General features: G+C 67.1%; 18 protein-coding genes. 14 read left to right on the forward strand and 4 right to left on the reverse strand.

Features of this window, described 5'->3' with window-relative positions; all coding sequences use genetic code 11:
• Window positions 1-2: 2 nt before the first annotated feature.
• The 5 genes from ACG04Q_RS04330 (at window position 3) to ACG04Q_RS04350 (ending at window position 5,144) form a co-directional block, all read left to right on the forward strand.
• Window positions 3-401 carry a response regulator gene (locus ACG04Q_RS04330; RefSeq protein WP_394509606.1) on the forward strand — a complete coding sequence of 133 codons (399 nt, stop codon included), beginning with the start codon at window positions 3-5 and terminating at the stop codon, window positions 399-401.
• 11 nt (window positions 402-412) lie between these two features.
• A complete protein-coding gene (locus ACG04Q_RS04335) occupies window positions 413-2,170 on the forward strand; it encodes an ATP-binding protein (RefSeq protein ID WP_394509607.1) in 1,758 nt (585 codons plus the stop codon).
• A gap of 46 nt (window positions 2,171-2,216) precedes the next feature.
• On the forward strand, window positions 2,217-3,077 hold the full coding sequence (locus ACG04Q_RS04340; protein WP_394509608.1) for an alpha/beta hydrolase family protein: 861 nt from the start codon (window positions 2,217-2,219) through the stop codon (window positions 3,075-3,077).
• 94 nt (window positions 3,078-3,171) lie between these two features.
• Complete coding sequence (locus tag ACG04Q_RS04345) at window positions 3,172-4,113, forward strand: alpha/beta hydrolase (RefSeq protein ID WP_394509609.1); 942 nt, start codon at window positions 3,172-3,174, stop codon at window positions 4,111-4,113.
• On the forward strand, window positions 4,110-5,144 hold the full coding sequence (locus ACG04Q_RS04350) for a glycoside hydrolase family 43 protein (protein WP_394509610.1): 1,035 nt from the start codon (window positions 4,110-4,112) through the stop codon (window positions 5,142-5,144). Before ACG04Q_RS04345 ends, ACG04Q_RS04350 begins: the two co-directional genes overlap by 4 nt.
• Before the next feature lie 55 nt (window positions 5,145-5,199).
• Here the strand turns inward: ACG04Q_RS04350 and ACG04Q_RS04355 are convergent, their stop codons facing one another.
• Window positions 5,200-6,435, reverse strand: a complete 1,236-nt coding sequence (locus tag ACG04Q_RS04355; RefSeq protein WP_394509611.1) for a D-alanyl-D-alanine carboxypeptidase family protein — start codon at window positions 6,433-6,435, stop codon at window positions 5,200-5,202.
• 531 nt (window positions 6,436-6,966) lie between these two features.
• On the opposite strand from ACG04Q_RS04355, the gene ACG04Q_RS04360 reads away from it, so the two are divergent.
• The 5 genes from ACG04Q_RS04360 to ACG04Q_RS04380 all read left to right on the forward strand — a co-directional run bounded on the left by ACG04Q_RS04360 (window position 6,967) and on the right by ACG04Q_RS04380 (window position 16,055).
• Window positions 6,967-8,727 (forward strand): class I SAM-dependent DNA methyltransferase, encoded by a 1,761-nt coding sequence (locus ACG04Q_RS04360; RefSeq protein WP_394509612.1) that lies wholly within the window; start codon window positions 6,967-6,969, stop codon window positions 8,725-8,727.
• Window positions 8,717-10,057 (forward strand): restriction endonuclease subunit S, encoded by a 1,341-nt coding sequence (locus ACG04Q_RS04365; protein WP_394509613.1) that lies wholly within the window; start codon window positions 8,717-8,719, stop codon window positions 10,055-10,057. The genes ACG04Q_RS04360 and ACG04Q_RS04365 overlap by 11 nt, the downstream gene beginning before the upstream one ends.
• Window positions 10,054-11,343, forward strand: a complete 1,290-nt coding sequence (locus ACG04Q_RS04370; RefSeq protein ID WP_394509614.1) for an FRG domain-containing protein — start codon at window positions 10,054-10,056, stop codon at window positions 11,341-11,343. Before ACG04Q_RS04365 ends, ACG04Q_RS04370 begins: the two co-directional genes overlap by 4 nt.
• The gene (locus ACG04Q_RS04375) at window positions 11,340-12,749 is read left to right on the forward strand and encodes an ATP-binding protein (protein WP_394509615.1); all 1,410 of its coding nucleotides are present in this window, start codon (window positions 11,340-11,342) and stop codon (window positions 12,747-12,749) included. The genes ACG04Q_RS04370 and ACG04Q_RS04375 overlap by 4 nt, the downstream gene beginning before the upstream one ends.
• A 129-nt stretch (window positions 12,750-12,878) precedes the next feature.
• Entirely contained in the window at window positions 12,879-16,055 is a 3,177-nt protein-coding gene (locus ACG04Q_RS04380; protein WP_394509616.1) for a type I restriction endonuclease subunit R, read from the forward strand.
• A 16-nt stretch (window positions 16,056-16,071) separates the two neighbouring features.
• On the opposite strand, the gene gyrB is transcribed toward ACG04Q_RS04380, so the two are convergent.
• The 3 genes from gyrB to dnaA form a co-directional block, all read right to left on the reverse strand.
• On the reverse strand, window positions 16,072-18,588 hold the full coding sequence (gyrB, locus tag ACG04Q_RS04385; RefSeq protein WP_394509617.1) for a DNA topoisomerase (ATP-hydrolyzing) subunit B: 2,517 nt from the start codon (window positions 18,586-18,588) through the stop codon (window positions 16,072-16,074).
• Between the two features lie 115 nt (window positions 18,589-18,703).
• Window positions 18,704-19,816, reverse strand: coding sequence for a DNA polymerase III subunit beta (dnaN, locus tag ACG04Q_RS04390; RefSeq protein WP_394509618.1), 1,113 nt, complete (start codon window positions 19,814-19,816; stop codon window positions 18,704-18,706).
• 283 nt (window positions 19,817-20,099) lie between these two features.
• The gene (gene dnaA / locus ACG04Q_RS04395) at window positions 20,100-21,557 is read right to left on the reverse strand and encodes a chromosomal replication initiator protein DnaA (RefSeq protein ID WP_394509620.1); all 1,458 of its coding nucleotides are present in this window, start codon (window positions 21,555-21,557) and stop codon (window positions 20,100-20,102) included.
• Between the two features lie 336 nt (window positions 21,558-21,893).
• Here dnaA and rpmH point away from each other — a divergent pair, with 336 nt between their 5' ends.
• From rpmH to yidC, 4 genes are read left to right on the forward strand one after another with little or no spacing between them, the layout of a single operon-like run.
• A complete protein-coding gene (gene rpmH / locus ACG04Q_RS04400) occupies window positions 21,894-22,028 on the forward strand; it encodes a 50S ribosomal protein L34 (protein WP_054021782.1) in 135 nt (44 codons plus the stop codon).
• Between the two features lie 51 nt (window positions 22,029-22,079).
• Entirely contained in the window at window positions 22,080-22,571 is a 492-nt protein-coding gene (locus ACG04Q_RS04405) for a ribonuclease P protein component (RefSeq protein ID WP_394509621.1), read from the forward strand.
• Window positions 22,568-22,882: a membrane protein insertion efficiency factor YidD gene (gene yidD / locus ACG04Q_RS04410; RefSeq protein ID WP_394509622.1), complete on the forward strand. Its 315-nt coding sequence runs from the start codon at window positions 22,568-22,570 to the stop codon at window positions 22,880-22,882. Before ACG04Q_RS04405 ends, yidD begins: the two co-directional genes overlap by 4 nt.
• Window positions 22,875-24,593 (forward strand): membrane protein insertase YidC, encoded by a 1,719-nt coding sequence (yidC, locus tag ACG04Q_RS04415; RefSeq protein ID WP_394509623.1) that lies wholly within the window; start codon window positions 22,875-22,877, stop codon window positions 24,591-24,593. The genes yidD and yidC overlap by 8 nt, the downstream gene beginning before the upstream one ends.
• Window positions 24,594-24,607: the final 14 nt, after the last annotated feature.

Here is a 24,607-nt window from a genome sequence, read left to right on the forward strand (position 1 = left end):
GCATGCCGGCGCGCATCCTCGTCATCGAAGACAACGCCGCCAACCTGGAGCTGGTGCGCTACCTGCTGAGCTACAGCGGCCATGCGGTGCTGGAGGCGCGCGACGGCGCACAGGGCGTGGAGACGGCGCTGCGCGAGCGGCCCGACCTCATCGTCTGCGACCTGCAGATGCCGCAGCTGGACGGCTACCAGGTGCTGGACCGCCTGCGCGCCGACCCCGGCTGCGCGGGCGTCGTCATCGTCGCGGTGACGGCGTTCTCCATGCCCAACGACCGGCAGAAGGTCATCACCGCCGGCTTCGACGGCTACCTGTCCAAGCCCATCGAGCCCGAGCACTTCGTCGCGCAGATCGAGGCCTTCCTGCCGCCGGGGCTGCGCACGCCGCCCCGCGCGGACGCCTGAGGAGGGTGGCGATGGCCAAGGTACTCGTCGTCGACGACCAGGCCGCCAACCGCGACCTCGTCGTCACGCTGCTGAAGTACGCGGGCCACGAGCCGCTGGAGGCGGCGGACGGCCACGTCGCGCTGGCGCAGGTGCGCGAGCAGCGCCCGGCCCTGGTCATCTGCGACATCCTGATGCCCACGATGGACGGCTACGAGTTCGTGCGCCAGCTGCGCGCCGAGCCGGACATCGCGCACACCGACGTCGTCTTCTACACCGCCACCTTCATGGAGCGCGAGGCGCGCACGCTGGCGCTGTCCTGCGGCGTGTCCACCGTGCTGCTCAAGCCCACCGAGCCGGAGGAACTGCTGCGCGTCATCGAGCAGCGGCTGGCCGGCGCCGCGCCCGTCGCGCCGGTGGCCGACGCCCAGCAGTTCGACCGCGAGCACCTGCGGCTGCTGACCGACAAGCTCGCGTTCAAGGTCAGCGAGCTGGAGGCCGCCAACCAGCGGCTGTCGGCGCTGACCGAGCTGAACCTGCAGCTCGCCTCCGAGCATGACCCGCACGTGCTGCTGGACAACGTGTGCCGCGGCGCGCACGGGCTGCTGGGCGCGCGCTACGCGGTGCTGGCCGTGCGCAGCCGCGACGGCGACGCCCGCGGCCACCTCAGCAGCTGGGGGCTGGCGCCGGAGCAGGTGCAGGCGCTGCAGCCGCTGGCCGTCGACGCCGGGCTGTGCGGCCAGGTGCTGGCCGACGGCCAGGCCCGCCGCTTCGTGCAGGCCGACGCCGCACGGCTGCCGGCCGAGCTGCCGCCCGCGGCCAACGGGCTCATCGCGCCCATCATGTCGCTGCAGCGCACCTATGGCTGGGTGCTGCTGGCCGACAAGCTGGGCGCGCCGGCGTTCACCGACGACGACCAGCACCTGCTATGCATCTACGCCGCGCAGGCCGGTCGCATCTACGAGAACGGCAGCCTCTACCAGGCCATCAAGCAGGCCGCCGAGCTGCTGCAGACCGAGGTGGACGAGCGCAAGCGCATCGCCCGGGACCTCAGCGTCGCCAACGAATCGCTGGAGCAGCGCGTGCTGCAGCGCACGGCGGAGCTGCACGCCGTCATCGACGGGCTGGAAAGCTTCAACCGCAGCGTGTCGCACGACCTGCGCGGCCCGCTGGGTGGCATCGCCGGCGCGGCACGCATGGCGCAGCAGTTCGTCGCCAACCAGGAGCCCGAGCGGGCCATCAAGTTCCTGCAGGTCATCGCCACGCAGGCCGAGACCACCGGCCAGCTGGTGGAGGCGCTGCTGGCGCTGGCGCGCGCGAGCGACGCCACATTGCACCGCGAACCCGTGGACATGAACGCGCTCACCGCCGAGGTGCTCGCCACGCTGCAGCCCGCCGCGGCGCCACCGCCCGTCGTCGTCGAGCCGCTGGCCGCCATCCATGCCGACCGCAAGCTGGTGCGCCAGGTGCTCGCCAACCTGATCGGCAACGCGCTCAAGTTCAGCGCGCGCGCCACGCCGCCGCAGGTGCGCGTGGGCATGGCCAGCGCGGTGCAGGGCGGGCCGCTGTTCTACGTGCGCGACAACGGCGTGGGCTTCGACGCGCACAACGCACAGCAGCTGTTCAAGCCCTTCCACCGCCTGCACGACACCCGCTTCGAGGGCTCCGGCGTGGGGCTGTCCATCGTCAAGCGCATCTGCGAGCGCCACGGCGGCACGGTCTGGGCCGACAGCGCCCCGGGCCAGGGCGCCACCTTCTACTTCAGCTTCGGCGACGACCCACCGGCCTGAGGCCCTCACCGCGCTGTCACGCGCCCGGCCTAGGCTGGCGCGCCGCATGACCGTTCCCACCTTTCCCGACGCTCCCGACTGGGCCTGGCCACTGTTCGCCTGGGGCCTGCTGATGGCCAGCCTCGCCGCGCTGCAGGGCCGGCTGCTGTTCGGCCGCACGTGGCGCATCCGCCGCGCCGCGCCCGGCCCCGCCGCAGCCAGGCGGCGCCGCATGCCCGTGTGGCTGGCGCGCCCGGGCGGCACGCTGCTGCAGGGCTGGCTGACGCTGCCCGAAGGCGGCCCTCCGCCCGCACGGCTGCTGCTGTGGTTCGGCGGCCGCAACGAGCATGTGGCCTGGACGCCCGACCTCGCCGGCTGGCTGCCCGACGACTGCGCGCTGCTGGCCTTCAACTACCGCGGCCTGGGCGGCAGCGGCGGCTGGCCCGGCGAGGCCGCCTGCGTGGCCGATGCCGAGGCCATCGCCCGCTGGGGCCTGGCGCGGCTGGGCCTGCCGACGGCCGCGCTGCACCTGGCCGGCCGCAGCCTGGGCACCGGCGTGGCCATGCAGCTCGCAGCCCGGCTCGCCGCGGCCGGCACGCCGGTCGCCGGCGTTGCGCTGATCACGCCGCTCAAGAGCCTGCGCGCGGTGCTGAGGCGCAACCCGCTCATCGCGCCGCTGATGCCGCTGCTGCGCTCGCCGCTGGACAGCCTGGCCGCCGCACGGGCGCTGGCCTGCGAGGTGCTCGTGCTGTTGGCCGAGCGCGACCGCCAGGTGCCGCACGCGCATTCGCACGCCCTCGTCGGCGCGCTGCAGGCGGCCGGCTGCACGGTGACCGTGCAGCAGTTCGCTGGCACCAACCACCGCAGCCTGGCGCGCACGCCGGCGGCGATGCAGACCCTGGGCGGCTGGCTGGCCCAGCCAGCCTGAGCGCGCTGCGCGAAGCGGCCGCCCGCGGCTGACCCGCCGATGTCGTCAAGAGGCTGAGCGTTCGGCGGGCCCCGCGCCGGCACACTGCCCCCCCATGAAGCGCCGCCTGCTGCTGTCCACCGCCCTGCTGCCCATGCTCACCCTTGCCGCCCCGCCCGTTGAGATCTCGCTGTGGCCCGAGGGCGTGCCGCCCGCGCGGCGTGCCGACGCCCCGGCCGCGCGCGGCGAGCTGGGCCCCGAGCGGCTGGAAGCCGACGGCCGCATCGCTAACGTGTCGCAGCCCACGCTGACCGTCGTGCCGCCCGCCGTGGACCGGCCCAACGGCACCGCGGTCATCCTGTGCCCGGGCGGCGGCTACGCCTACCTGTCCAACGCCCGCGAGGGCCAGCAGTACGCCGCGTGGCTGAGCACGCTGGGCATCACCACCTTCATCCTGAAGAGCCGGCTGCAGGAATGGGGCCACCCCGCACCGCTGCAGGACGTGCTGCGTGCCATCCGCCTGGTGCGCTCGCGCGCGGCCGAGTTGGGCGTGGCGCCGAACCGCATCGGCGTCATGGGCAGCTCCGCCGGTGGCCACCTGGTGGCCAGCGCCAGCACGCTGTGGGACCACGCCGACGGCCGCACCGGCGCCGTGCTGGACGCCGTCAACGCCCGGCCCGACTTCGCCATGCTCGTCTATCCCGTCATCACGATGACCGACCCCGCCGCCCACGCCGGCTCGCGCCGCGCGCTGCTGGGCGGGCGGCCCGCGCAGGCGCTGCTGACGCTGATGTCCGTGGAGCAGCAGGTGACGGCCGCCACGCCGCCCACGCTGCTGCTGCACACGCAGGGCGACAAGTCCGTGCCGGCAGACAACAGCCTGCTGTACTTCCAGGCTCTCACGCGCGCCGGCGTGCCTGCCGAGCTCTACGTCTTCGAGCAGGGCGGCCACGGCATCGGCATGCGCGACGGGCTGGGCAACGCGTCCGCCTGGCCGCGCCGTGCCGAGGACTGGCTGCGCCAGCGCGGCCTGCTGAACAGGGAGGCCGCACGATGAAGCGCCGCGACCTGCTGGCGCTGGCCGGCGCGCTGCCCGCCTGGGCGCGTGCGGCCGGCACGATGACGCTGCCCGGCATGGACCTGCACGATCCCTTCATCGTGACCGACACCACCAGCCAGACCTACTGGCTGTTCACGAAGAACAACCCGACCGTCAGCGGCAGCCCGGCCCTCGGCGTGATGGCCTACCGCAGCCGGGACCTCCAGCACTGGAACAAACCGGAACTCGTGTTCCAGCTGCCCGCCGACAGCTGGGCCAACGACGGCTGCTGGGCGCCCGAGGTGCACCGCTGGCGCGGCCGGTGGTACCTGTTCGTCACCGTCCACAACGAGGGCCTGGCGCTTGCCGAACCCAGCCCGGTGCCGGGCCAGCGCAGCTACCGCCGCAGCACCGTGCTGGCCGTGGCCGACCAGCTGGGCGGACCGTTCACGCTGGTGCGCGGCGGCGAGCCGGTGGTGGACAAATCACTGATGACGCTGGACGGCACGCTGCACGTCGACGCGGCCGGCAAGCCGTGGATGGTCTACGCGCACGAATGGCTGCAGCTGCGCGTGGGCGCCTTTGCCGCCGTACCGCTGGATGACGAGCTGCGCGCCACGGGCAGGCCGCGCGAGCTGTTCCGCGGCAGCGCCTCGCCCGCCGCACGACCGCAGCAGGGCCAGGGCATCATCGTCACGGACGGCCCACAGCTCTACCGCACCGCCGACGGCAGCCTGCACATGCTGTGGTCCAGCTGGGGCGACGACGGCTACTTCCAGACCCTGTCGCGCTCGCCCTCCGGCGAGCTGTTCGGGCCCTGGGAACACGGGCCCGTCTGGCTGGCCAAGGGCAGCGGCCACGGCATGCTGTTCAAGACGCTGGCCGGCGCGTGGATGCTCGTCGTGCACCGCCCGTTCAAGAACGCGCGCGGCAAGCTGTACGACGTGCGGGAACTGCACAGCGGGTTCGAGCTGGTGCGCCAGCGGGTCGACCTGGACCTCGATGCCGCGCCCCTGCCGCCACCGGCCACCGCCGCGGCCTTGCCATGAACCCGTCCACCTCGATGGGCGGCGGCGAGGCGCTGGCGCCCCGCCGCCTCCACGCTTACTTCGAGAACCAGCCGGCGATGCGCTGCTTGAGGCGCAGGAAGAAGCCGGCCCGCTCGACATCGGCCAGCGCAACGACCGGCGCCTCGCCCAGCACCTTGCCATTGGCCGACGCAACCACCTTGCCGATGACCGCGCCCTTGGCGATGGGCGCCTCCAGGCCCGGGTTCAGCGTCACCTCGGTCTTCAGCGCGGCGGCCTGGCCCTTGGGCACCACCAGCGTCCACGGCTTGGCCACGCCGGCCGCCACCTCGGGCGCCACGCCGTAGACCACCTTGGGCGTAGTCAGCGTCGCGCCGGCCTGGGCCGGCGTGGCCTCCTCGAAGTTGGCGTAGCCCCAGTTGAACAGCACGCGGGTCTGGTCGGCCCGGGCCTGCTTGCTGCTCGCGTTCAGGATGACCGAGATCAGCCGCATGCCGTTGCGCTTGGATGAAGCCACCAGGCAGTAGCCCGCCTCCTCCGTGTGCCCGGTCTTGAGGCCGTCGACGGTCGGGTCGGTGTAGAGCAGCGCGTTGCGGTTGCCCTGCTTGATGTTGTTGTAGGTGAACTCGCGCTCCGCGTAGAGCGGGTAGTACTCGGCGCTGTTGCGGATGATGGCCGCGGCCAGCACGGCCATGTCGCGCGCCGAGGCCTTGTGGTTGGCACCCGGCAGGCCGTCGGCGTTCTCGAAGTGCGTCTTCGTCATGCCCAGCTTGGCGGCCTCGGCATTCATCTGCGTGACGAAGCCGGCTTCCGAGCCGCCCAGGTGCTCGGCCAGCGCCTTGGACGCGTCATTGCCGCTGGCGATGACCACGCCGCGCAGCATCTCCATCAGCGAGGCCTGCGCGTTCAGCGGCACGAACATGCAGCTGTCGCCGTTCTTGCCGCCGCGGCACCAGGCGCTCTCGCTCATGGTGACCTTGTCGTCGGGCTTGACCTTGCCGCTCTTCAGCGCCTGCTCGACCAGGTAGCTGGTCATCATCTTCGTCAGAGACGCGGGCGGCAGCGGCTCGTCGGGGTTGGACGACGCCAGGACCTGCCCCGTGTTGAAGTTCATCAACACCCAGGCCTTGTTCTCCAGCAGCGGGATGGACTGGCCGTTGGCGTCGGTCGTCATCGCCTGTTCGGCCGGCGCGGCCGGCTTGGCCTTGCGGGCGGCGGCGGCCTTGGGCTTGGCGTGCGGGGCGGCTTCGGCGGATGTGAAGGAACCGGCCAGCAAGGCGGTGGCGAGGAGGGTGGGGAGCAGGGGGGACATGCGGGGTTTGCGGGTCATGGGGAGGGGCTTGATGGGAAGCCGGTAAGTGGCTCGCGATCAGTGGCGTGATCGCCGAGAGAGGTGGTGAGTTCTGCGTGGGCTGCTGCGTGCCGCGGGTCCGGCGCGCCGGCCGGGGGCGGCGGCGGGCTGTCGCGGAACGCTGAGGATTCGTCAAAAGCCACATTGTCTGCTTGCCATGGCGTGAGCTCGTACCTGCCACGGGCAAGCTCAGCGGCGGCGCTTGCCAGGCCTGGTGTTGGCTGACGAGCTGATCGAGCGCATCCGGGCCGAGCTGGGGCGGGTATGTTGACGCAGCCATGGGCCATTCCACCCGGCGCCGCAGCCGCGAGAATGGGCCCACAACAGGGAGGAGCGTGCGTGCAGTTCAAGTTCGCCGACGACAAAACCAAACGCCGGCGGCTGCTGAAGCCGGGCGGCGTCGTTCTGCGGCTTGCAATACTGCCACCGGCATCCAGCGGCCCTGCCCTGACGCCCAGGCCCCTCTGACCATTGAACCGCCCCAGCCCGCGCATGAACCCCACCGAGCAACAGTTTTTTGACGCCCTCGAACGCAAGCTCTGGACCGCTGCCGACAAGCTCCGCTCCGCACTGGACGCGTCGGTCTACAAGCACGTGGTACTGGGCCTCATCTTCCTGAAGTACGTCTCCGACGCGTTCGAGGAGCGGCAGCAGGAACTGCGCGCCCAGTTCCAGGACCCCGGGCACGACTACTACATGGACCCCGCCGAGTACGGCGGCGCCGGCACGCCTGACTACGAAGCCAACCTCGCCGCTGAACTGGAAGTGCGCGACTACTACACCGAGAAGAACGTGTTCTGGGTGCCGTTCGAAGCCCGCTGGCAGACGCTGCGCGAGCTGGCCCAGCTGCCGCCAGGCAGTGAGCTGCCCTGGCAGGTGCCCAAGCGCGACAGTGACGGCCGCTACGAACGCAACGACGCGGGCGAGCTGGTCATGGTGCCCGACAAGATGCGCACCGTCGGCTGGCTGATCGACAACGCCATGGAGGCCGTGGAGCGCGAGAACGGCAAGCTCAAGAACGTGCTGAACAAGGAGTTCGCACGCACGCAGATCGACAGCCACAAGCTGGCCGACCTGATCGCCCATTTCTCGGACACGAACTTCAGCCAACCCGTGCACAACGGCCAGCGGCTGGACCTCAAGAGCAAAGACATCCTCGGCCACGTGTACGAGTACTTCCTCGGCCAGTTCGCGCTGGCCGAGGGCAAGAAGGGCGGCCAGTACTACACGCCCAAGGCCATCGTCACGCTGATCGTGGAGATGCTGCAGCCCTTCAAGGGCCGGGTGTACGACCCGGCCATGGGCTCGGGCGGCTTCTTCGTGCAGAGCGAGGAGTTCATCGCCCAGCACGGCGGCAAGGTCGCCAACGGCAAGACCGGTCAGATCAGCGTCTACGGCCAGGAGAGCAACCCCACCACCTGGAAGCTGGCAGCCATGAACATGGCCATCCGCGGGTTGGACTTCAACTTCGGCGGCCAGCCGGGCGACACGCTGCTGAACGACCTGCACCCCGACCTGCGCGCCGACTACGTGATGGCCAACCCGCCCTTCAACATGAAGGAATGGTGGAACGCCAAGCTGGAGGGCGACTGGCGCTGGATCGTGGGCGCGCCGCCCCAGGGCAACGCCAACTTCGCCTGGCTGCAGCACATGCTGGCCCACCTGGCCCCCACCGGCAGCATGGCGCTGCTGCTGGCCAATGGCTCCATGAGCAGCAACACCAACAACGAAGGCGAGATTCGCAAGCAGCTGGTGGAGCGCGATTACGTGGAATGCATGGTGGCCCTGCCCGGCCAGCTGTTCACCAACACGCAGATCCCGGCCTGCATCTGGTTCCTGACCCGCGACAAGGCCAACGGCTTCAACCTCGACAAGAAAAAGCGCGACCGGCGCGGGCAGTTTTTGTTCATCGACGCCCGGCAGCTGGGCTACATGAAGGACCGCGTGCTGCGCGACTTCACGGGGGATGACATCCAGAAGGTGGCCGACACCTTCCATGCCTGGCAGCACGGCGAGGGCTATGAAGACGTCCCGGGCTTTTGCTATTCAGCCTCGCTGGCCGACATCCAAAGGCACGAGCACGTGCTGACGCCGGGGCGCTATGTGGGCGCCGAGGAGCAAGAGGAAGACGGCGAAGTTTTTGCCGACAAGATGGCGCGGCTGACGGCACAGCTGGCGGAGCAGTTTGCGGAGAGTGCCGAGCTGGAGGGGGATATCAAGAAGAACTTGGCGGGGTTGGGATATGGCTTCTGATCACCCCGTAGTTCGGCTGGGCGACTATGTGGATGCATGCCTGGGGAAGATGCTTGATGCGCAAAAGAATCGAGGCGAATTGCACCCATATCTGGGAAATAGCAATGTGCGCTGGGGCTCATTCGAACTCGAAGCATTGTCGACCATGCGCTTTGAGGATCACGAGGAGGAGCGCTATGGCATCCGCGATGGCGATCTGATCGTTTGTGAAGGCGGGGAACCTGGACGTTGCGCCATTTGGCGAGGCAACGCGCCGATGAAGATTCAAAAGGCATTGCATCGCGTCAGAACAAAGGCGGGCCTAGACAACTATTTTTTGTACTACTGGTTTCTGCGAGCCGGTCGCACCGGGGAATTGGAGCCGTTCTTCACCGGTACGACGATCAAGCATTTGACCGGGAAGGCACTCGCCGAACTTCGCATTCCGCTCCCCCCAATTGATTTGCAACGCGAAGCGGCCAGGGTATTGAGGTCGCTCGACGAAAAGATTGACCTCAACCGCCGCATCAGCCAAACGCTCGAAGCCATGGCGCAAGCCATCTTCAAATCGTGGTTTGTCGATTTCGACCCGGTCAAAGCCAAGATCGCTGCCAAGACCGAAGGCCGCGACCCACTGCGCGCCGCGATGAGCGCCATCAGCGGCAAGGCTGAGGCTGAACTCGATGCGCTGCCGCCCGAAGCCTTCGAACAACTCGCCGCTACAGCCGCGCTGTTCCCGGATGAAATGCAAGCGTCGGAGTTGGGGGAGATTCCAAAGGGGTGGGCGTTCAAGTCCCTGGCTGATATCGCTCAGTTCGCAAGCGGCAAGATTGAGGTCTCGGCATTGACCGAAGACCTCTACATCTCTACAGAAAACATGCTTGAGAACAGGGCTGGCATCACCCGCGCCAGTTCGTTGCCGTCTGTGGCCACCGTCCCGAGTTTCAAAGCAGGGCACATTCTTGTTTCCAACATTCGCCCGTACTTTAAGAAGATTTGGACGGCCCGCTTTGACGGCGGACGATCACCGGACGTGCTGGCATTTGAGCCTATCGATTATCTGTGGGCTGAGTTCGCGTACAACTTGATGTACCAAGATGCATTCTTTGAGTTCATGACGCGCACTGCCAAAGGCGCCAAGATGCCTCGCGGAGACAAAGATGCCATCATGGGTTGGAGGTTCCCATGCCCAGGCGGACATCTAATGATTGCCTTTTCGGAAACGGTCAGACCCAACTACGCTCACATCGAGAGCCTGAATTCGCAAAACAAGTCCGTTTCCGAGTTGCGCGACACCCTCCTCCCCAAACTCCTTTCCGGTGAGCTGGCCGTGGCAGAGGTTGACGCATGACCGACGCTGAGATGCCGCCGAGCGAAACGATCTCATCTGAGTCCAGCGACTACTTCGAGAAGATCCCGCTGTGGACCAACGAGAGCGCGGCCAAGCGCTTTGAGATCATGGCTGACGAGCTGAGCGGGCGAATCCCGGTAACACGGCTTAAGAGCTGGCGCGACTTCACCGCTCTGCTCGAGAGTGACTTCTTCAACCGGTCGGACGCGCAACTGGTTTTTCGTGGTCATCGGCGCTTCGACTGGGGCCTGATGCCCACACTGGCCCGACTGACTACCAACGGCATCGTCACGGAGGCGTTGGCGACCGCGCAATTGGATCGCTTCAAGCGTGCGGTGCGCGGGCGGCTCAGCGATGCCGCCATGGTGGACGAGGACGACGAGCTGTGGTCAGTGGGCCAGCACCACGGCCTCATGACGCCACTGCTCGACTGGACCTACTCGCCGTATGTGGCGCTGTTCTTCGCCTTCCACAAAGAAGACAGCAAAGACGAACAGAAGGACAACCCCTACCGCGCGGTGTATGTGCTTAACAAGCGCTTTCTGGCGGAGCATGAGGCCGAAACCGGCATCCGCGTCTGCGAACCACGCAAAGATGACCACGGCCGCTTGGTGAACCAGGCCGGTTTATTCACCTTCTCGCCCACCGACGCCACCATCGAAAATAAGCTGGCCAGCGTGCTGGCCGATGACCAGCTTTTTGAGGATGAAGAGCTGCGCTCTGCGTCTGAAGACGAGCAGCCTGGCATTCTGGCCAAGTACATCTGCAAGATATACATCCGTAATGAAGAGCGCGACGCCTGCCTGCGGCACTTGCGCCGCATGAACGTGCACCACGCGAGCTTGTTCCCCGACCTGCTGGGCGCCTCGGAGTACTGCAACATCCTCACGACCGAGGCCGAGATGGCCGAAGCGGTCCGCCTACGCGGTAGGCACATCGAGCTCACGATCACCGAGAGTGCGGCAGCGATGGACCAAGCCGATGCGACGGTGACGCCTGCCGCTGCGCCGGGCACACTGACCAGCATCGAGGCCTTGCTGCAGCAACCCGCTGGCGCAGAGCAGGTGGAGCCTGGGAGCATTGCGCTGATGGCCGAAGAACTGGCGTCGTCCATTGCCAAGAACAAGGTGGTGGACTGGGAATCGCGCGACGCGGTGCAGGCCCGGCTGCGCAACGTGGTGCGGGTGGTGCTGCGCAAGTACGGTTACCCCCAGGCGCTGCGCGAGCGGGTGGCGGAGCAGGTGCTGGTGCTGGCCAAACTTGCTGAGGGAGGCACCAGCCCATGACGATCACGCCCGCGCAGATCGACCTCTGGCGCGCAAGCGCCTCTGAATCCCAGAACCTCGAATTCAAGGAGGCCGCCACCCAGTACGACACGCGCAAGCTGTGCCGCTACTGCGTGGCCATGGCCAACGAAGGCGGCGGGCACCTGGTGCTGGGCATTGCCGACAAGCCGCCGCGCCCCGTGGTGGGCAGCCAGGCCTTCCCGGACACGCAGGACGTTGCCGAGAAGCTGTTCCATTGGCTGGGCTTTCGCGTGGATGTGGAGGCGGTGGCCCATCCGGAGGGGCGGGTGCTGGTGTTCAGCATTCCTGCGCGCCCCAAAGGCACGGCCTACCACCACGACGGCGCCTACCTGATGCGCTCGGGCGAAGAGCTGGTGCCGATGAGCGAAGACCAGCTGCGCAAGATCTTTGCCGAAGGGCAGCCGGGCTGGCTGGAGAACCCGGCGCTGAAAGATGTGTCCGCGCAAGACGTGGTGCAGTGGCTGGACACGCAGGCATTCTTCGACCTGCTGCGCCTGCCCTACCCGACCGACCAGGCGGGCGTGCTGGCCCGCCTGCTGGACGAGCGCCTGATCGAGCGCAGCGCGGCGGGCTTCAACATCCTGCGCATCGGTGCGGTGCTGCTGGCCAAGAACATGCGGCAGGTCCCGGACATCAGCCGCAAGGCGGCGCGTGTGATCGTCTATGCGGGCGAGTCCAAGATGCAGACGGTCTCTGACATCACCGGCGAGAAGGGCTACGCGGTGGGCTTTGCCGGGCTGGTGCAGTACGTGATGGGCAAGCTGCCGCAGAACGAGGTGATCGAGGGGGCCATCCGCAAGGAGGTGAAGCTGCTGCCGGAGGTGGTGGTGCGGGAGCTGCTGGCCAATGCGCTGATCCACCAGGATTTCGACATGGGCGGCGCCTCGCCGGTGGTGGAGGTGTTCAGCAACCGCGTGGAGATCTCCAACCCGGGCGAGCCCATCGTGCCGGTGGAGCGCTTCATCGACGGCTACCAGTCGCGCAATGAGCGGCTGGCGGACCTGATGCGGCGCTTTGGCATCTGCGAGGAGAAGAGCAGCGGCATTGACCGGGTGATCGAGGCCGCCGAGTTGATGCAGTTGCCGGCCCCCGAGTTCTTGACCAGCCACCGGCGCACGATCGTGGTAATCCACGGGCCGCGGGCTTTCCGCGACATGAACGGCGGCGACCGGGTGCGGGCCTGCTACCAGCACTGCGTGCTGCAGTACGTGCTGCGCCGGCAGATGACCAACCAGTCGCTGCGGGAGCGCTTCGGTCTGCCGGAGGGCAGCAGCAACACGGTGTCGCAGATCATCACGGCCACGCTGGAGCAGGGGCTGGTGAAGATGGACCCCAACGCACCAGACTCGCGGCGCTATGCGCGCTACATCCCGGCATGGGCGTAGCGGCTATTTCATCGGTGACCCGGCTCGGCGAGCCAGGCGCCGGCAAGTCATTGATTTGCCGAGGGTTTCTTATTTCATCGCAAACCGGCTGGGTGGCTCGGCGGTGCAGCGTGGCCAAGGGAGGCCGACATGCTGAATGAACAACAACTCGAAGCGCTTTGCCTGGGCTGGTTCCAGGAGACGGGCTGGCGCTTGGCGCATGGCCCGGACGTTGCCCCCGACAGCAGCACACCCGAGCGCACCGACTACCGGCAGGTGGTGCTGCGCGAGCGCCTGCTGGGCGCGCTGGCTCGCATCAACCCGCAGCTGCCGGCCGCCGCGCTGGAGCAGGCCGCGCATGCGCTGCAACGGCTGAGCGAGCCGCAGATGGTGGTGCGCAACCGCAGCGTGCACCGCCTGCTGCTGAACGGCGTGATGGTGGACTTTGCGCTGGGCGACGAGAAGAAGACCGACTTGGTGCACTTCATCGACTTCGCGCAGCCCGGCAACAACGACTTCCTGGTGGTGAACCAGTTCACCATCACCGGCAGCAAGCAGCCGCGCCGGCCGGATGTGATCGCGTTTGTGAATGGCCTGCCGCTGGCCGTGGTGGAGCTGAAGAACCCCGCCAATGAGCAGACCGACGTGTGGGACGCCTTCAACCAGCTGCAGACCTACAAGGACGAGATCAGCGACCTGTTCAACAGCAACGCAGCCCTGGTGGTGAGCGACGGCTGGACGGCGCGCGTGGGCTCGCTCACGGCGAATGCCGAGCGCATGCTGCCCTGGCGCACCATCGCCAACGAAGACGACCGGCCGCGCCTGCAGATGGAGCTGGAAACGGTGGTGCGGGGCTTCTTCAAGCCGGAGCTCTTTCTGGACTATCTGCGGCACTTCGTGCTGTTTGAGCAGGACGGCGACGCCCTCATCAAGAAGATTGCGGGCTACCACCAGTTCCATGCCGTGCGCGAAGCAGTGCGTGCCACGGTGATTGCCGCGCAGACCCCGGACAAGGGCTTGCTGGAGGTGCACGAGGAGCGGGCCACCTACGGCAAGGAGGTCAGGCCGGGCTCGCGCAAGGCGGGGGTGGTGTGGCACACGCAGGGGTCGGGCAAGAGCATCACCATGGCCTGCTATGCGGGAAAGCTGCTGCAACAGCCGGAGATGAAGAACCCCACGCTGGTGGTGGTGACGGACCGCAACGACCTGGATGGCCAGCTGTTCGCCACCTTCAGCGCGGCCAGTGACCTGCTCAAGACGACGCCGGTGCAGGCGGGCGACCGCGACGAGCTGCGCGAGATGCTGGCCTCACGCGAGGCCGGCGGCATCATCTTCACCACGGTGCAGAAGTTCGCGCTGCTGGAGGGTGAGGAGGCGCACCCGCTGCTCTCAAGCCGAACCAACATTGTTGTGATCTCTGACGAGGCGCACCGCAGCCAGTACGGCACCAAGGGTCGACTGGACACCAAGACGGGCAAGTACGTGTTTGGCTACGCCAAGCATTTGCGCGACGCGCTGAAGAACGCCACCTTCATCGGCTTCACCGGCACGCCGATTGCGCTGGAGGACAAGGACACTCGGGCCGTGTTCGGCGGCTACGTCAGCATTTACGACATCCAGGATGCGGTGGACGATGGCGCGACGGTGCCGATCTTCTACGAGAGCCGACTGGCCAGGCTGGACGTGAACCAGGCCGAGATCGAGGTGCTGAACGCGCAGGTGGACGAGGTCGTCGAGGACGAAGAAGACATCGCCCACCGCGAGAAGACCAAGAGCGAATGGGCCGCGCTGGAAAAGCTGGTGGGTTCGCAGCCGCGCCTGCAGCAGGTGGCTCGCGATCTCGTCCAGCACTTCGAGGCGCGGGTCTCGGTGGTGGATGGCAAGGCCATGATCGTTTGCATGAGCCGGGACATCTGCGTGCAGCTCTACAACGCCATCTGCATTGGCGACAAGGACAACCCGCCCTTGCGCCCCGATTGGCACAGTGCCGACCCGGAGCAAGGCGCGATCAAGATCGTGATGACGGGCTCAGCCGCTGACAAGGCACTGCTGCAGCCGCATCTGTACAGCAAGCAGGTGAAGAAGCGGCTGGAAGCGCGTTTCAAGGATGCGCGCGACCCGCTCAAGCTGGTGATCGTGCGCGACATGTGGCTGACGGGCTTTGACGCGCCGTGCTGCCACACGATGTACATCGACAAGCCCATGAAGGGGCACAACCTGATGCAGGCGATTGCTCGGGTGAACCGGGTGTTCAAGAACAAGCCGGGCGGCTTGGTGGTCGACTACATCGGCATTGCCAACGAGCTGAAAGCGGCGTTGAAGGACTACACCGAGGCCAAGGGCAAGGGCGACCCCACGCATGGCGCGGCCGAGGCACTGGCGGTCTTGCTTGAAAAGCTCGATGTGGTGCGCGGCCTGATGCACGGCTTTGACTACGGCGCGTTCGAGACGCAGGCGCTGCCGCTGCTGGTTCCGGCAGCGAATCACCTCCTGGGCTTGAAGGACGGCAAGACACGTTTCCTGGACACGATGGTGGCCGTGGCGAAGGCGTTCTCGCTATGCGGCACGCTGGACGAAGCGGCTGCGCTGCGCAAGGAGATTGCGTTCTTCTCCGCAATCAAGGCGGCCATCGCGAAGTTCACGACCGTGGACAAGAAGCGCAGCGACGCGGAGAAGAACAGCGCACTCAAGCAAATCCTGGACAACGCCATCATTGCCGACGGCGTGGCGGACGTCTTCGCGCTGGCGGGGCTGGACAAGCCGAACATCGGCCTGCTGTCCGACGAGTTTCTGGAGGATGTGCGGCGCATGGAGAGCCGCAACCTGGCCGTGGAGCTGCTGGAGAAGTTGCTGCGCGACGAGATCAGGGCGCGTGCGCGCAACAACGTCGTGCAAGAGCGGAAGTACGGCGACCGGCTGCTGGAAACCCTCCGCAAGTACCACAACCGAGCGATCGAAACGGCCCAGGTCATCGAAGAGTTGATCCAGATGGCCAAGGAGTTCCAGGACACGCTGGAACGAGAGGCCGCTCTCGGACTCGGCGCCGATGAGGTGGCGTTCTATGACGCCTTGGCCAACAACGAGAGCGCAGTACGTGAGCTGGGTGACGAGATCTTGAAGAAGATTGCCGTGGAGATCACCGAGAAGCTGCGCGCGAGCACGACTGTGGATTGGCAGGTGCGCGAGAGCGTTCGAGCCAAGCTACGTATCCTGGTGCGGCGTTGCCTGCAGAAGTGGAAGTACCCGCCAGACCAGCAGCTCCAAGCGGTGGAGTTGGTGCTGAAGCAAGCGGAGACCTTGTCGGAGACTTGGTCGAGCGCGATGTAACGCGCTGGGGCCGGCCTCAAACGTCGATATTGCCAGCCCGCAGCGCGTTGGTCTCGATGAAATCGCGACGGGGTTCAACTTCATCCCCCATGAGCATCGTGAACACCTTGTCCGCCTCGATGGCGTCTTCGATCTGCACGCGCAGCAGGCGGCGGACGGTGGGGTCCATCGTCGTTTCCCACAGCTGCTCGGGGTTCATCTCGCCCAGGCCCTTGTAGCGCTGGCGGCCGACGCTGCTTTCGGCTTGCGTCATCAGCCAAGCCATCGCGGCGCGGAAGTCGTCGACCTTGGCTTCCTTGGCCTTCTCGCCTTCACCCTTGCGCACGAGGGCGCCGGGCTTGATCAGGCCCTGGAAGCTCAGGCCTGCGTCGGCCAGCACTTCGTAGTCGGCGCCGTGCACGAAGTCGGCGCTGATGACGCTAGCGCGCACGTTGCCGTGGTGGATGCGGGCGATCTTCAGGAACAGCTTGTCGGTGCGCGGGTCGGTCTCGACGGTGACTTCGGCGTTGTGCAGCCGGCTCTTCAGCGCGGCCGCGCTGGCCTCAGCTTCTTCACGGGTGTCGACCTTCAGCGCCAGGCCGTTGGCCAGCACGTGCAGCGCTTCGATGTCCATCCAGTTGGACAGGCGCTCGATGACGCTCTGCGCGGTGACGTATTTGCGGGCCAGCGCGTCCAGCGCGTCGCCCTTGAGCGTGTTGCCGTCGCCGGTGTCCAGGCTCGCGTCCTGCAGCGCCACCTTGAGCAGGAAGCCGTCGAACTCGTGGCCGTCCTTCAGGTATTGCTCGTGCTTGCCGACCTTGACCTTGTACAGCGGCGGCTGCGCGATGTAGATGTGGCCGCGCTCGACGAGCTCGGGCATCTGGCGGTAGAAGAAGGTCAGCAGCAGGGTGCGGATGTGGGCGCCGTCCACGTCCGCGTCGGTCATGATGATGATGCGGTGGTAGCGGAGCTTGTCGGGGTTGAAGTCGTCCGTCCCGGCGCCGCGGCCGATGCCGGTGCCCAGTGCGGTGATCAGCGTGATGATTTCGTTGGACGTCAGCAGCTTTTCATAACGCGCCTTCTCCACGTTCAGGATCTTGCCGCGCAGCGGCAGGATGGCCTGGAACTTGCGGTCGCGGCCCTGCTTGGCGGAGCCGCCGGCGGAGTCACCCTCCACGATGTAGATCTCGCACTGGGCCGGGTCTTTTTCCTGGCAGTCGGCCAGCTTGCCGGGCAGGCCCAGGCCGTCGAGCACGCCCTTGCGGCGGGTCATCTCGCGGGCCTTGCGGGCGGCTTCGCGGGCGCGGGCGGCGTCGAGGATCTTGCCGCAGATGGTCTTGGCGTCCAGCGGGTTCTCGAGCAGGTAGTCGGTCAGCAGGCGGCTGACGATGTCTTCCACCGGCGCGCGCACTTCCGAACTGACGAGCTTGTCCTTGGTCTGCGAGCTGAACTTGGGCTCAGGCACCTTCACCGACACCACGCAGGCCAGGCCTTCGCGCATGTCGTCACCGGCGACTTCGACCTTGGCCTTCTTGGCCAGCTCGTTGTCTTCGATGTACTTGTTGATGACGCGGGTCATCGCGGCGCGCAGGCCGGTCAGGTGGGTGCCGCCGTCACGCTGCGGGATGTTGTTGGTGAAGCAGAGGACGTTCTCGTTGAAGCCGTCGTTCCACTGCATGGCCACTTCGACGCCGATGTTGGTGCCCTGGTCGGAGATCTTGTCGCCCACGGCGTGGAAGATGTTCGGGTGCAGGGTCGTCTTGCCCTTGTTGATGAACTCGACGAAGCCCTTCACGCCGCCCGCGTAGGCGAAGTTGTCTTCCTTGTTGGTGCGCTCGTCGACCAGGCGGATCTTGACGCCGTTGTTCAGGAAGGACAGCTCGCGCAGGCGCTTGGCGAGGATGTCGTAGTGGTAGTCGTTGTTCTCCTTGAAGATCTCGGTGTCGGGCAGGAAGTGGACTTCCGTGCCGCGCTTGTCGGTCTCGCCGATGACCTTCATGGGGCGGGTCTCGACGCCGTCCACCATGACGCTCTCGCCGTTCTGCGGAATGCCCTTGGCGAACTCCAGGAAGTGCACCTTGCCGCCCTGGCGCACCGTCAGGCGCAGGAACTTGGACAGGCCGTTCACGCAGGACACGCCCACGCCGTGCAGGCCGCCCGAGACCTTGTAGCTGTTCTGGTTGAACTTGCCGCCGGCGTGCAGCTCAGTCAGCGCGATCTCGGCCGCCGAGCGCTTGGGCTCGTGCTTGTCGTCCATCTTGACGCCGGTCGGGATGCCGCGGCCGTTGTCGATGACGGAGATGGAGTTGTCGGTGTGGATGGTGACGACGATGTCGTCGCAGTGGCCGGCCAGGGCTTCGTCGATGGAGTTGTCGACCACTTCGAACACGAGGTGGTGCAGGCCCGTGCCGTCCGAGGTGTCACCGATGTACATGCCCGGGCGCTTGCGCACCGCCTCCAGGCCTTCCAGGATCTGGATGGAACTGGCGTCGTAGGCCGCAGGCGCTTGCGGGGCCGGTGCGGGGACGTTCTCGGGGGTGGCGTTATCGCTCATCGGGGACTTTCAAGGCCGCAACGCGGCCGGTACAACTCTCAAACTAGAACCCCCCGCTCGGCGGGGGGCAGGGGGGTGCGAAACATGCACCGCGCAGCGGATCAGAGCCGCAGGCTCAGATCCGCATCGGCATCACCACGTACTTGAAGCCGGTGGTGTCCGGAATGGTGAGCAGCGCGCTGGAGGCGCTGTCGTTGAGATCGATGCAGACCATGTCCTGGCTCATGTTGGACAGGGCGTCCATCAGGTAGGTGACGTTGAAGCCGGTCTCGATCTTGTCGCCGCCGTAGTCGATCTCGATCTCTTCCTTGGCCTCTTCCTGCTCGGCATTGCTGGACGCGATGGACAACAGGCCCGGCTCGAAGGTCAGGCGCACGGCCTTGAACTTCTCGCTGGTCAGGATGGCGGCGCGCTGCAGGCTGGCCAGCAGCGGGGCGCGGCCCAGCGTCAGGCGGAACTTGTGGTTCTTGGGGATGACGCGGTTGTAGTCGGGGAACTTGCCCTCGACCAGCTTGGTCACGAACTCCATGCCGCTGAAGCTGAACTTGGCCTGGTTGCCGGCGAAGCGCATCTCGATCGCGTCGTCGTCCTTGCCGTCCTTCAGCAGGCGCTGCAGCTCCAGCACCGTCTTGCGCGGCAGGATGACTTCCTGCTTGGGGATGTCCACCTCCAGCTCGGCCTGGGCCAGCGCCAGGCGGTGGCCGTCGGTGGCGACCAGCGTCAGGTTCTTGCCCTCGGCGACGAACAGGATGCCGTTGAGGTAGTAGCGGATGTCGTGCACCGCCATCGCGAAGTGCACCTGGTTGATCAGGCCCTTGAGCGCCTTCTGCGGCACGCTGAACGCGGGGCCGAAGTCGGCGGCTTCCTGCACCAGCGGGAAGTCGTCGGCCGGCAGCGTCTGCAGCGTGAAGCGGCTCTTGCCGCCCTGCAGCGTCATCTTGTTCTGGTTGCTCGTCAGGCTGACGGTCTGGTCGCTGGGCAGCGCACGCAGGATGTCGATGAGCTTGCGCGCGCCGACGGTGGTGGACAGGTTGCCGGCGTCGCCGTCGAACTGCACCGTGGTGCGGACCTGGATCTCGAGGTCGCTCGTCGTCAGCTCCACCTGGTTGCCGGTCTTGCGGATCAGCACGTTGGCCAGGATGGGCAGCGTGTGCCGCCGCTCGACGATGCCGGACACCGCCTGCAGCGCGCCGAGCACCTGGTCCTGGGGAGCTTTCAAAACGATCATGAGGGCCTCTTGGGAGGAGATCTGAGGGAGAACTTTTCCGGGGACAAGCCCCAAAAACGCGCGCGCGCGTGAAGCTGCGATTGTCGCCCGGAATGGGTGCGTGGCCGGGCGGGCGGCGCGCGATGGAAGCTACGGGTCAACCCGAGTGCGCGGGCCGGGCGCCGTGCCGCCCCAAGCCGGCCCGTCCTGGCGATGTTTGCCGGCCAATCCGGCAAGCATCGCCGCCCCCTCGGGGGACCGACTGGGCTTGCCCGCGTTCAGCGAGGCAAGACCGGGCGAGGGGCTAACCCTTCAGCGTCTGCTCCAACACGTGCAGCTGCTGGTTCAGCTCGGTGTTCTTCTGCCGCTCGCCGCCGATCTTGCGCACCGCGTGCAGCACGGTCGTGTGGTCACGGCCGCCGAACAGCTCGCCGATTTCGGGCAGGCTCTTTTGCGTGAGCTCCTTGGCCAGGTACATCGCGATCTGGCGCGGCCGCGCGATGCTGGCCGGGCGCTTCTTGGAGTACATGTCGGCGACCTTGATCTTGTAGAAGTCGGCCACCGTCTTCTGGATGTTCTCCACACCGATCTGGCGGTTCTGGATGGACAGCAGGTCCTTCAGCGCCTCGCGCGCCAGGTTGATGCTGATCTCCTTGTGCGAGAACTTGGCATAGGCCAGCACCTTGCGCAGCGCGCCTTCCAGCTCCCGCACGTTGGCGCGCACGTTCTTGGCGACGAAGAAGGCCACGTCCTCGGGCATGGGCGTGCCCTCGGCCTCGGCCTTCTTGATCAGGATGGCCACGCGCATCTCCAGCTCGGGCGGCTCGATGGCCACCGTCAGGCCGGCGTCGAAGCGGGAGGTCAGCCGCTCGTCGATGTCCACCAGCCCCTTGGGGTAGGTGTCCGACGTCATGATGATGTGCGCCTTCTTGGCCAGCAGCGCCTCGAAGGCGTTGAAGAACTCTTCCTGCGTGCGGTCCTTGCCGGCGAAGAACTGCACGTCGTCGATGAGCAGCAGGTCCAGCGAGTGGTACTTGGCCTTGAGCTCGTCGAAGGTCTTGCGCTGGTAGTTCTTGACGACGTCGGAGATGAACTGCTCGGCGTGCAGGTACAGCACGCGGGCGTCCGGGCGGTCCTTCAGCAGCGCGTTGCCGACGGCGTGGATCAGGTGGGTCTTGCCCAGGCCCACGCCGCCGTAGATGAACAGCGGGTTGTAGGTGATGCCCGGCGCGCCGGCCACGTGCAGGGCCGCGGTGCGCGCCATCTGGTTGGCGCGGCCAGGCACGAGGGTGTCGAAGGTGAGCTGCGGATTGATGCGGTGCTTGGCCGAGGCCGGCGCCTGCGAGGGCAGCACAACCGGCGCGGCCGGCGGCTGAACAACCGGGCGCAACGCCGCGCTGGGCTCGGGCGGCAGCAAGGACGGCTGCTGCGGCACGGCCGCCGCGGAGGTCGGCACGGCAAGCGCCGCCGCCGACGCATCGCGCGCGGCCAACGCCAGTTCCAGCCGCGTCGGGCGGCCGGCGAGTTCGGTCAGGATGGCCTCGATGCGCGCCGCATACTGGCGACGGATCCAGTCGCGCTTGAAATGGTTGGGCACCTTCAGCGTGGCCACCAGCGCGCTGGCGGCATCGGCGCCCTCGCCGGCTACGGTGGCGGGCGGCAGCGGGCGAATCCAGGTGTTGAATTGCTGCTCGGGCAGTTCGGTGGCCAGGCGCTCGCAACCGCGCCGCCAGAGGTCCGAAGCCCATTCCGCCGTGTTCATGCCCGCTGTCACCTGCATCCCATCCGCCCTGTTGTGTTCTTCTAGGCTCATTGTGGAAAACTTGTTTTCGAGCAGCCGGATTGTACGGAGTCGGCGCCCGCCAGACCGGGGGTTATCCACAGAATTTCGAAGGGGGTCAATCCCCGGCAAACCCGGCTTGAGACTCTCGACTTATTGACCGGCGCCGCCGCATCTGCTGTAATCACGGGTTTTCGCGCATTGGCGAGTCGTCGCCGTGCGAGCGTCGGCCGGGGTCTCTCAGGGGGCATCGGCGCCATTGCCGGGTGCCAACCGCTGCGCCCAGCCTGAACAACCAAGCCTCAAAAGGGGTTCCCCATGAAGCGTACCTACCAAGCCTCCAAGACCCGTCGCGCCCGCACCCACGGCTTCCTCGTTCGCATGAAGACCCGTGGCGGCCGTGCCGTCATCGCCGCGCGCCGCGCCAAGGGCCGCAAGCGTCTGGCTGTCTAAGGTCTTGTCGCACCAGGCGGCGCTGCCGCGCCGCCCGCTGCCGGGCACCTGATGATCGGTCGCATCCAACGCCCGGTGGATTTCGAGCGGGTGCTTGCCCGCCCGAGCCGCTCCCGCAGCGCGCATTTTGCGTTGCACCATCTCTCGGCCACGCCAGCGCCCAGCGCCTGGAACGCCGCGCAGTTGCGCACAGCCCGGGCCGAGTTATCAACAGGCGACACACAGCCTGCGCACAGCCCTGTGGAGCATGCCCCACCCGCTGAGCCCTCCTCTGCCGTCGAGGGCTGCTGGGTGGGCTTGGTCGTGCCCAAGCGGCATGCCAAGCGCTCGGTGACCCGCCAGCTCTTGAAGCGCCAGATTCGCGCCGCATTTGCCGAGCGCCCCGGCATGCCGCCGGGTCTGTGGGTCGTGCGCTTGCGTTCTCCGTTTGACCGCCAGAAGTTTCCCAGCGCCGCGTCCGATGCGCTGCGTGCCGCCGCGCGCGCCGAACTGGCGCAGCTGCTGGACCGCGTGCTCGCGCCCCGGGCGGAGAAGCTGGCATGACGCCCAGCTGGCCCGCCCGCGCGCTGATGGCCGTCGTTCGCGGCTACCGGCTCATGCTGAGCCCGTGGCTGGGCAACGCGTGCCGCTTCGAGCCGACCTGCTCGCGCTACTCGCTGGCCGCGCTGGAACAGCATGGCGCGCTCGCCGGCAGCTACCTCACGGTGCATCGCATCCTGCGCTGCGCACCGTGGTGCGCCGGCGGCCACGACCCGGTGCCCGACAATCCGCCGCGGCTGTTCACCCGCCTCGTCCCCTCCACGGTGCGCGCCTGCGCGTCGTCCTCTTCCTCGTCCGAGTCTTCCCATGACTGATATTCGCCGCACCGTGCTGTGGGTGGTGTTCACCATGTCCCTCGTCCTGCTGTGGGACGGCTGGCAAAAGCACAACGGGCATCCCTCGATGTTCAGCCCGGCGCCCAAGGCGGTCGCCACCGCGCCGGCCGGAGCCGCCGCGAGCGGCGTGCCTGCGGCCGCGTCGACGGCCGGCGGCGCCCAGGCAGCCGCTGCCGCCGCCACGCCGGCGGCAGCGCCGTCGGAGAAGGTCACGATCCGCACCGACGTGCTGACGGTCACGGTCGACACGCTGGGCGGCGACATCGTCCGCGCCGAGCTGCCCAAGTACCTCACTTCGCCCGACCCGACGGTGACGGACCAGCTGCTGCAGATGGTTCATCTGCAGAAGAAGCCCGAGTTCACGCCCGAGCCGGTCGTGCTGTTCAACGCCGCGCAGCACTACCGTGCGCAGACCGGCCTGGTGGGCGGCAGCGGCCCGCTGCCGACGCACAACACGCCGATGACGGCCGTGCAAGGCCCGCGCGAGCTGGAAGCCGGCAAGGACGAGGTGAAGCTGCGCCTGGAATCGGCCGAAGTCGGCGGCGTCAAGCTGGTCAAGACCTACACGTTCAAGCGCGGCGCCTACACGGTGGGCGTCTCGCACGAGGTCATCAACGCCGGCAGCGCGCCCGTCACGCCGCAGGTCTACCTGCAGCTGGTGCGCGACGGCTCCACCGTCACCGGCGGCGCGGCGTTCACGCCCAGCTTCACCGGCCCGGCGGTCTACAACGACAAGGCCAAGTTCAAGACGATCAAGTTCGAGGACATCGACAAGAACAAGGTCGACATCGAGAAGCATGCCAACGACGGCTGGGTCTCGATGGTGCAGCACTACTTCGCCAGCGCCTGGCTGGTGAACGAGCCGGGCAACCGCGAGTTCTTCGTCCAGAAGCGCCCGGGCGCCGTGGGCGTCGCGCCCGACACCTACGCCACCGGCATGGTGTTCACGCTGCCCACGCTGGCGCCCGGCGCCAGCACGACGCAGAACGCCACGCTGTTCGCCGGCCCGCAGGAGGAGAACAACCTCGCCAAGCTCGCCCCCGGCCTGGAGCGCGTCAAGGACTACGGCATGCTGACCATCCTGGCTGAGCCGCTGTTCTGGCTGCTGGACAAGCTGCACGGCGTCATCGGCAACTGGGGCTGGACCATCGTCGCGCTGGTGCTGCTGCTGAAGATCGCGCTGTACGGCCTGAACGCCAGCGCCTACAAGTCCATGGCCCGCATGAAGGCCGTCGCGCCGCGCATCAACGAGATGAAGGAGCGCCTGAAGGACAACCCGCAGCAGATGCAGCAGGAGATGATGAAGATCTACCGCGAGGAGAAGATCAACCCCATCGGCGGCTGCCTGCCCATCTTCCTGCAGATGCCCATCTTCATGGCGCTGTACTGGGTGCTGCTGTCCACCGTCGAGATGCGCCAGGCACCGTGGATGCTGTGGATCACCGACCTGTCGGTGCGCGACCCCTACTTCATCCTGCCGCTGCTGATGATGCTGTCCAGCCTGTTCCAGGTCTGGCTGAACCCGCCGGCGGCCGACCCGATGCAGCAGAAGATGATGTGGATCATGCCCGTCGCCTTCGGCATCATGTTCTTCGTCTTCCCGGCCGGCCTGGTGCTGTACTGGCTGACGAACAACATCCTGTCCATCGCGCAGCAGTGGATGATCAACAAGCAATTGGGCGTGAACTGAATCACGTGAATCTG

Source organism: Pelomonas lactea (genome assembly GCF_043555885.1).
In the GTDB taxonomy this organism is placed as follows: Bacteria; Pseudomonadota; Gammaproteobacteria; order Burkholderiales; family Burkholderiaceae_C; genus Pelomonas; species Pelomonas lactea.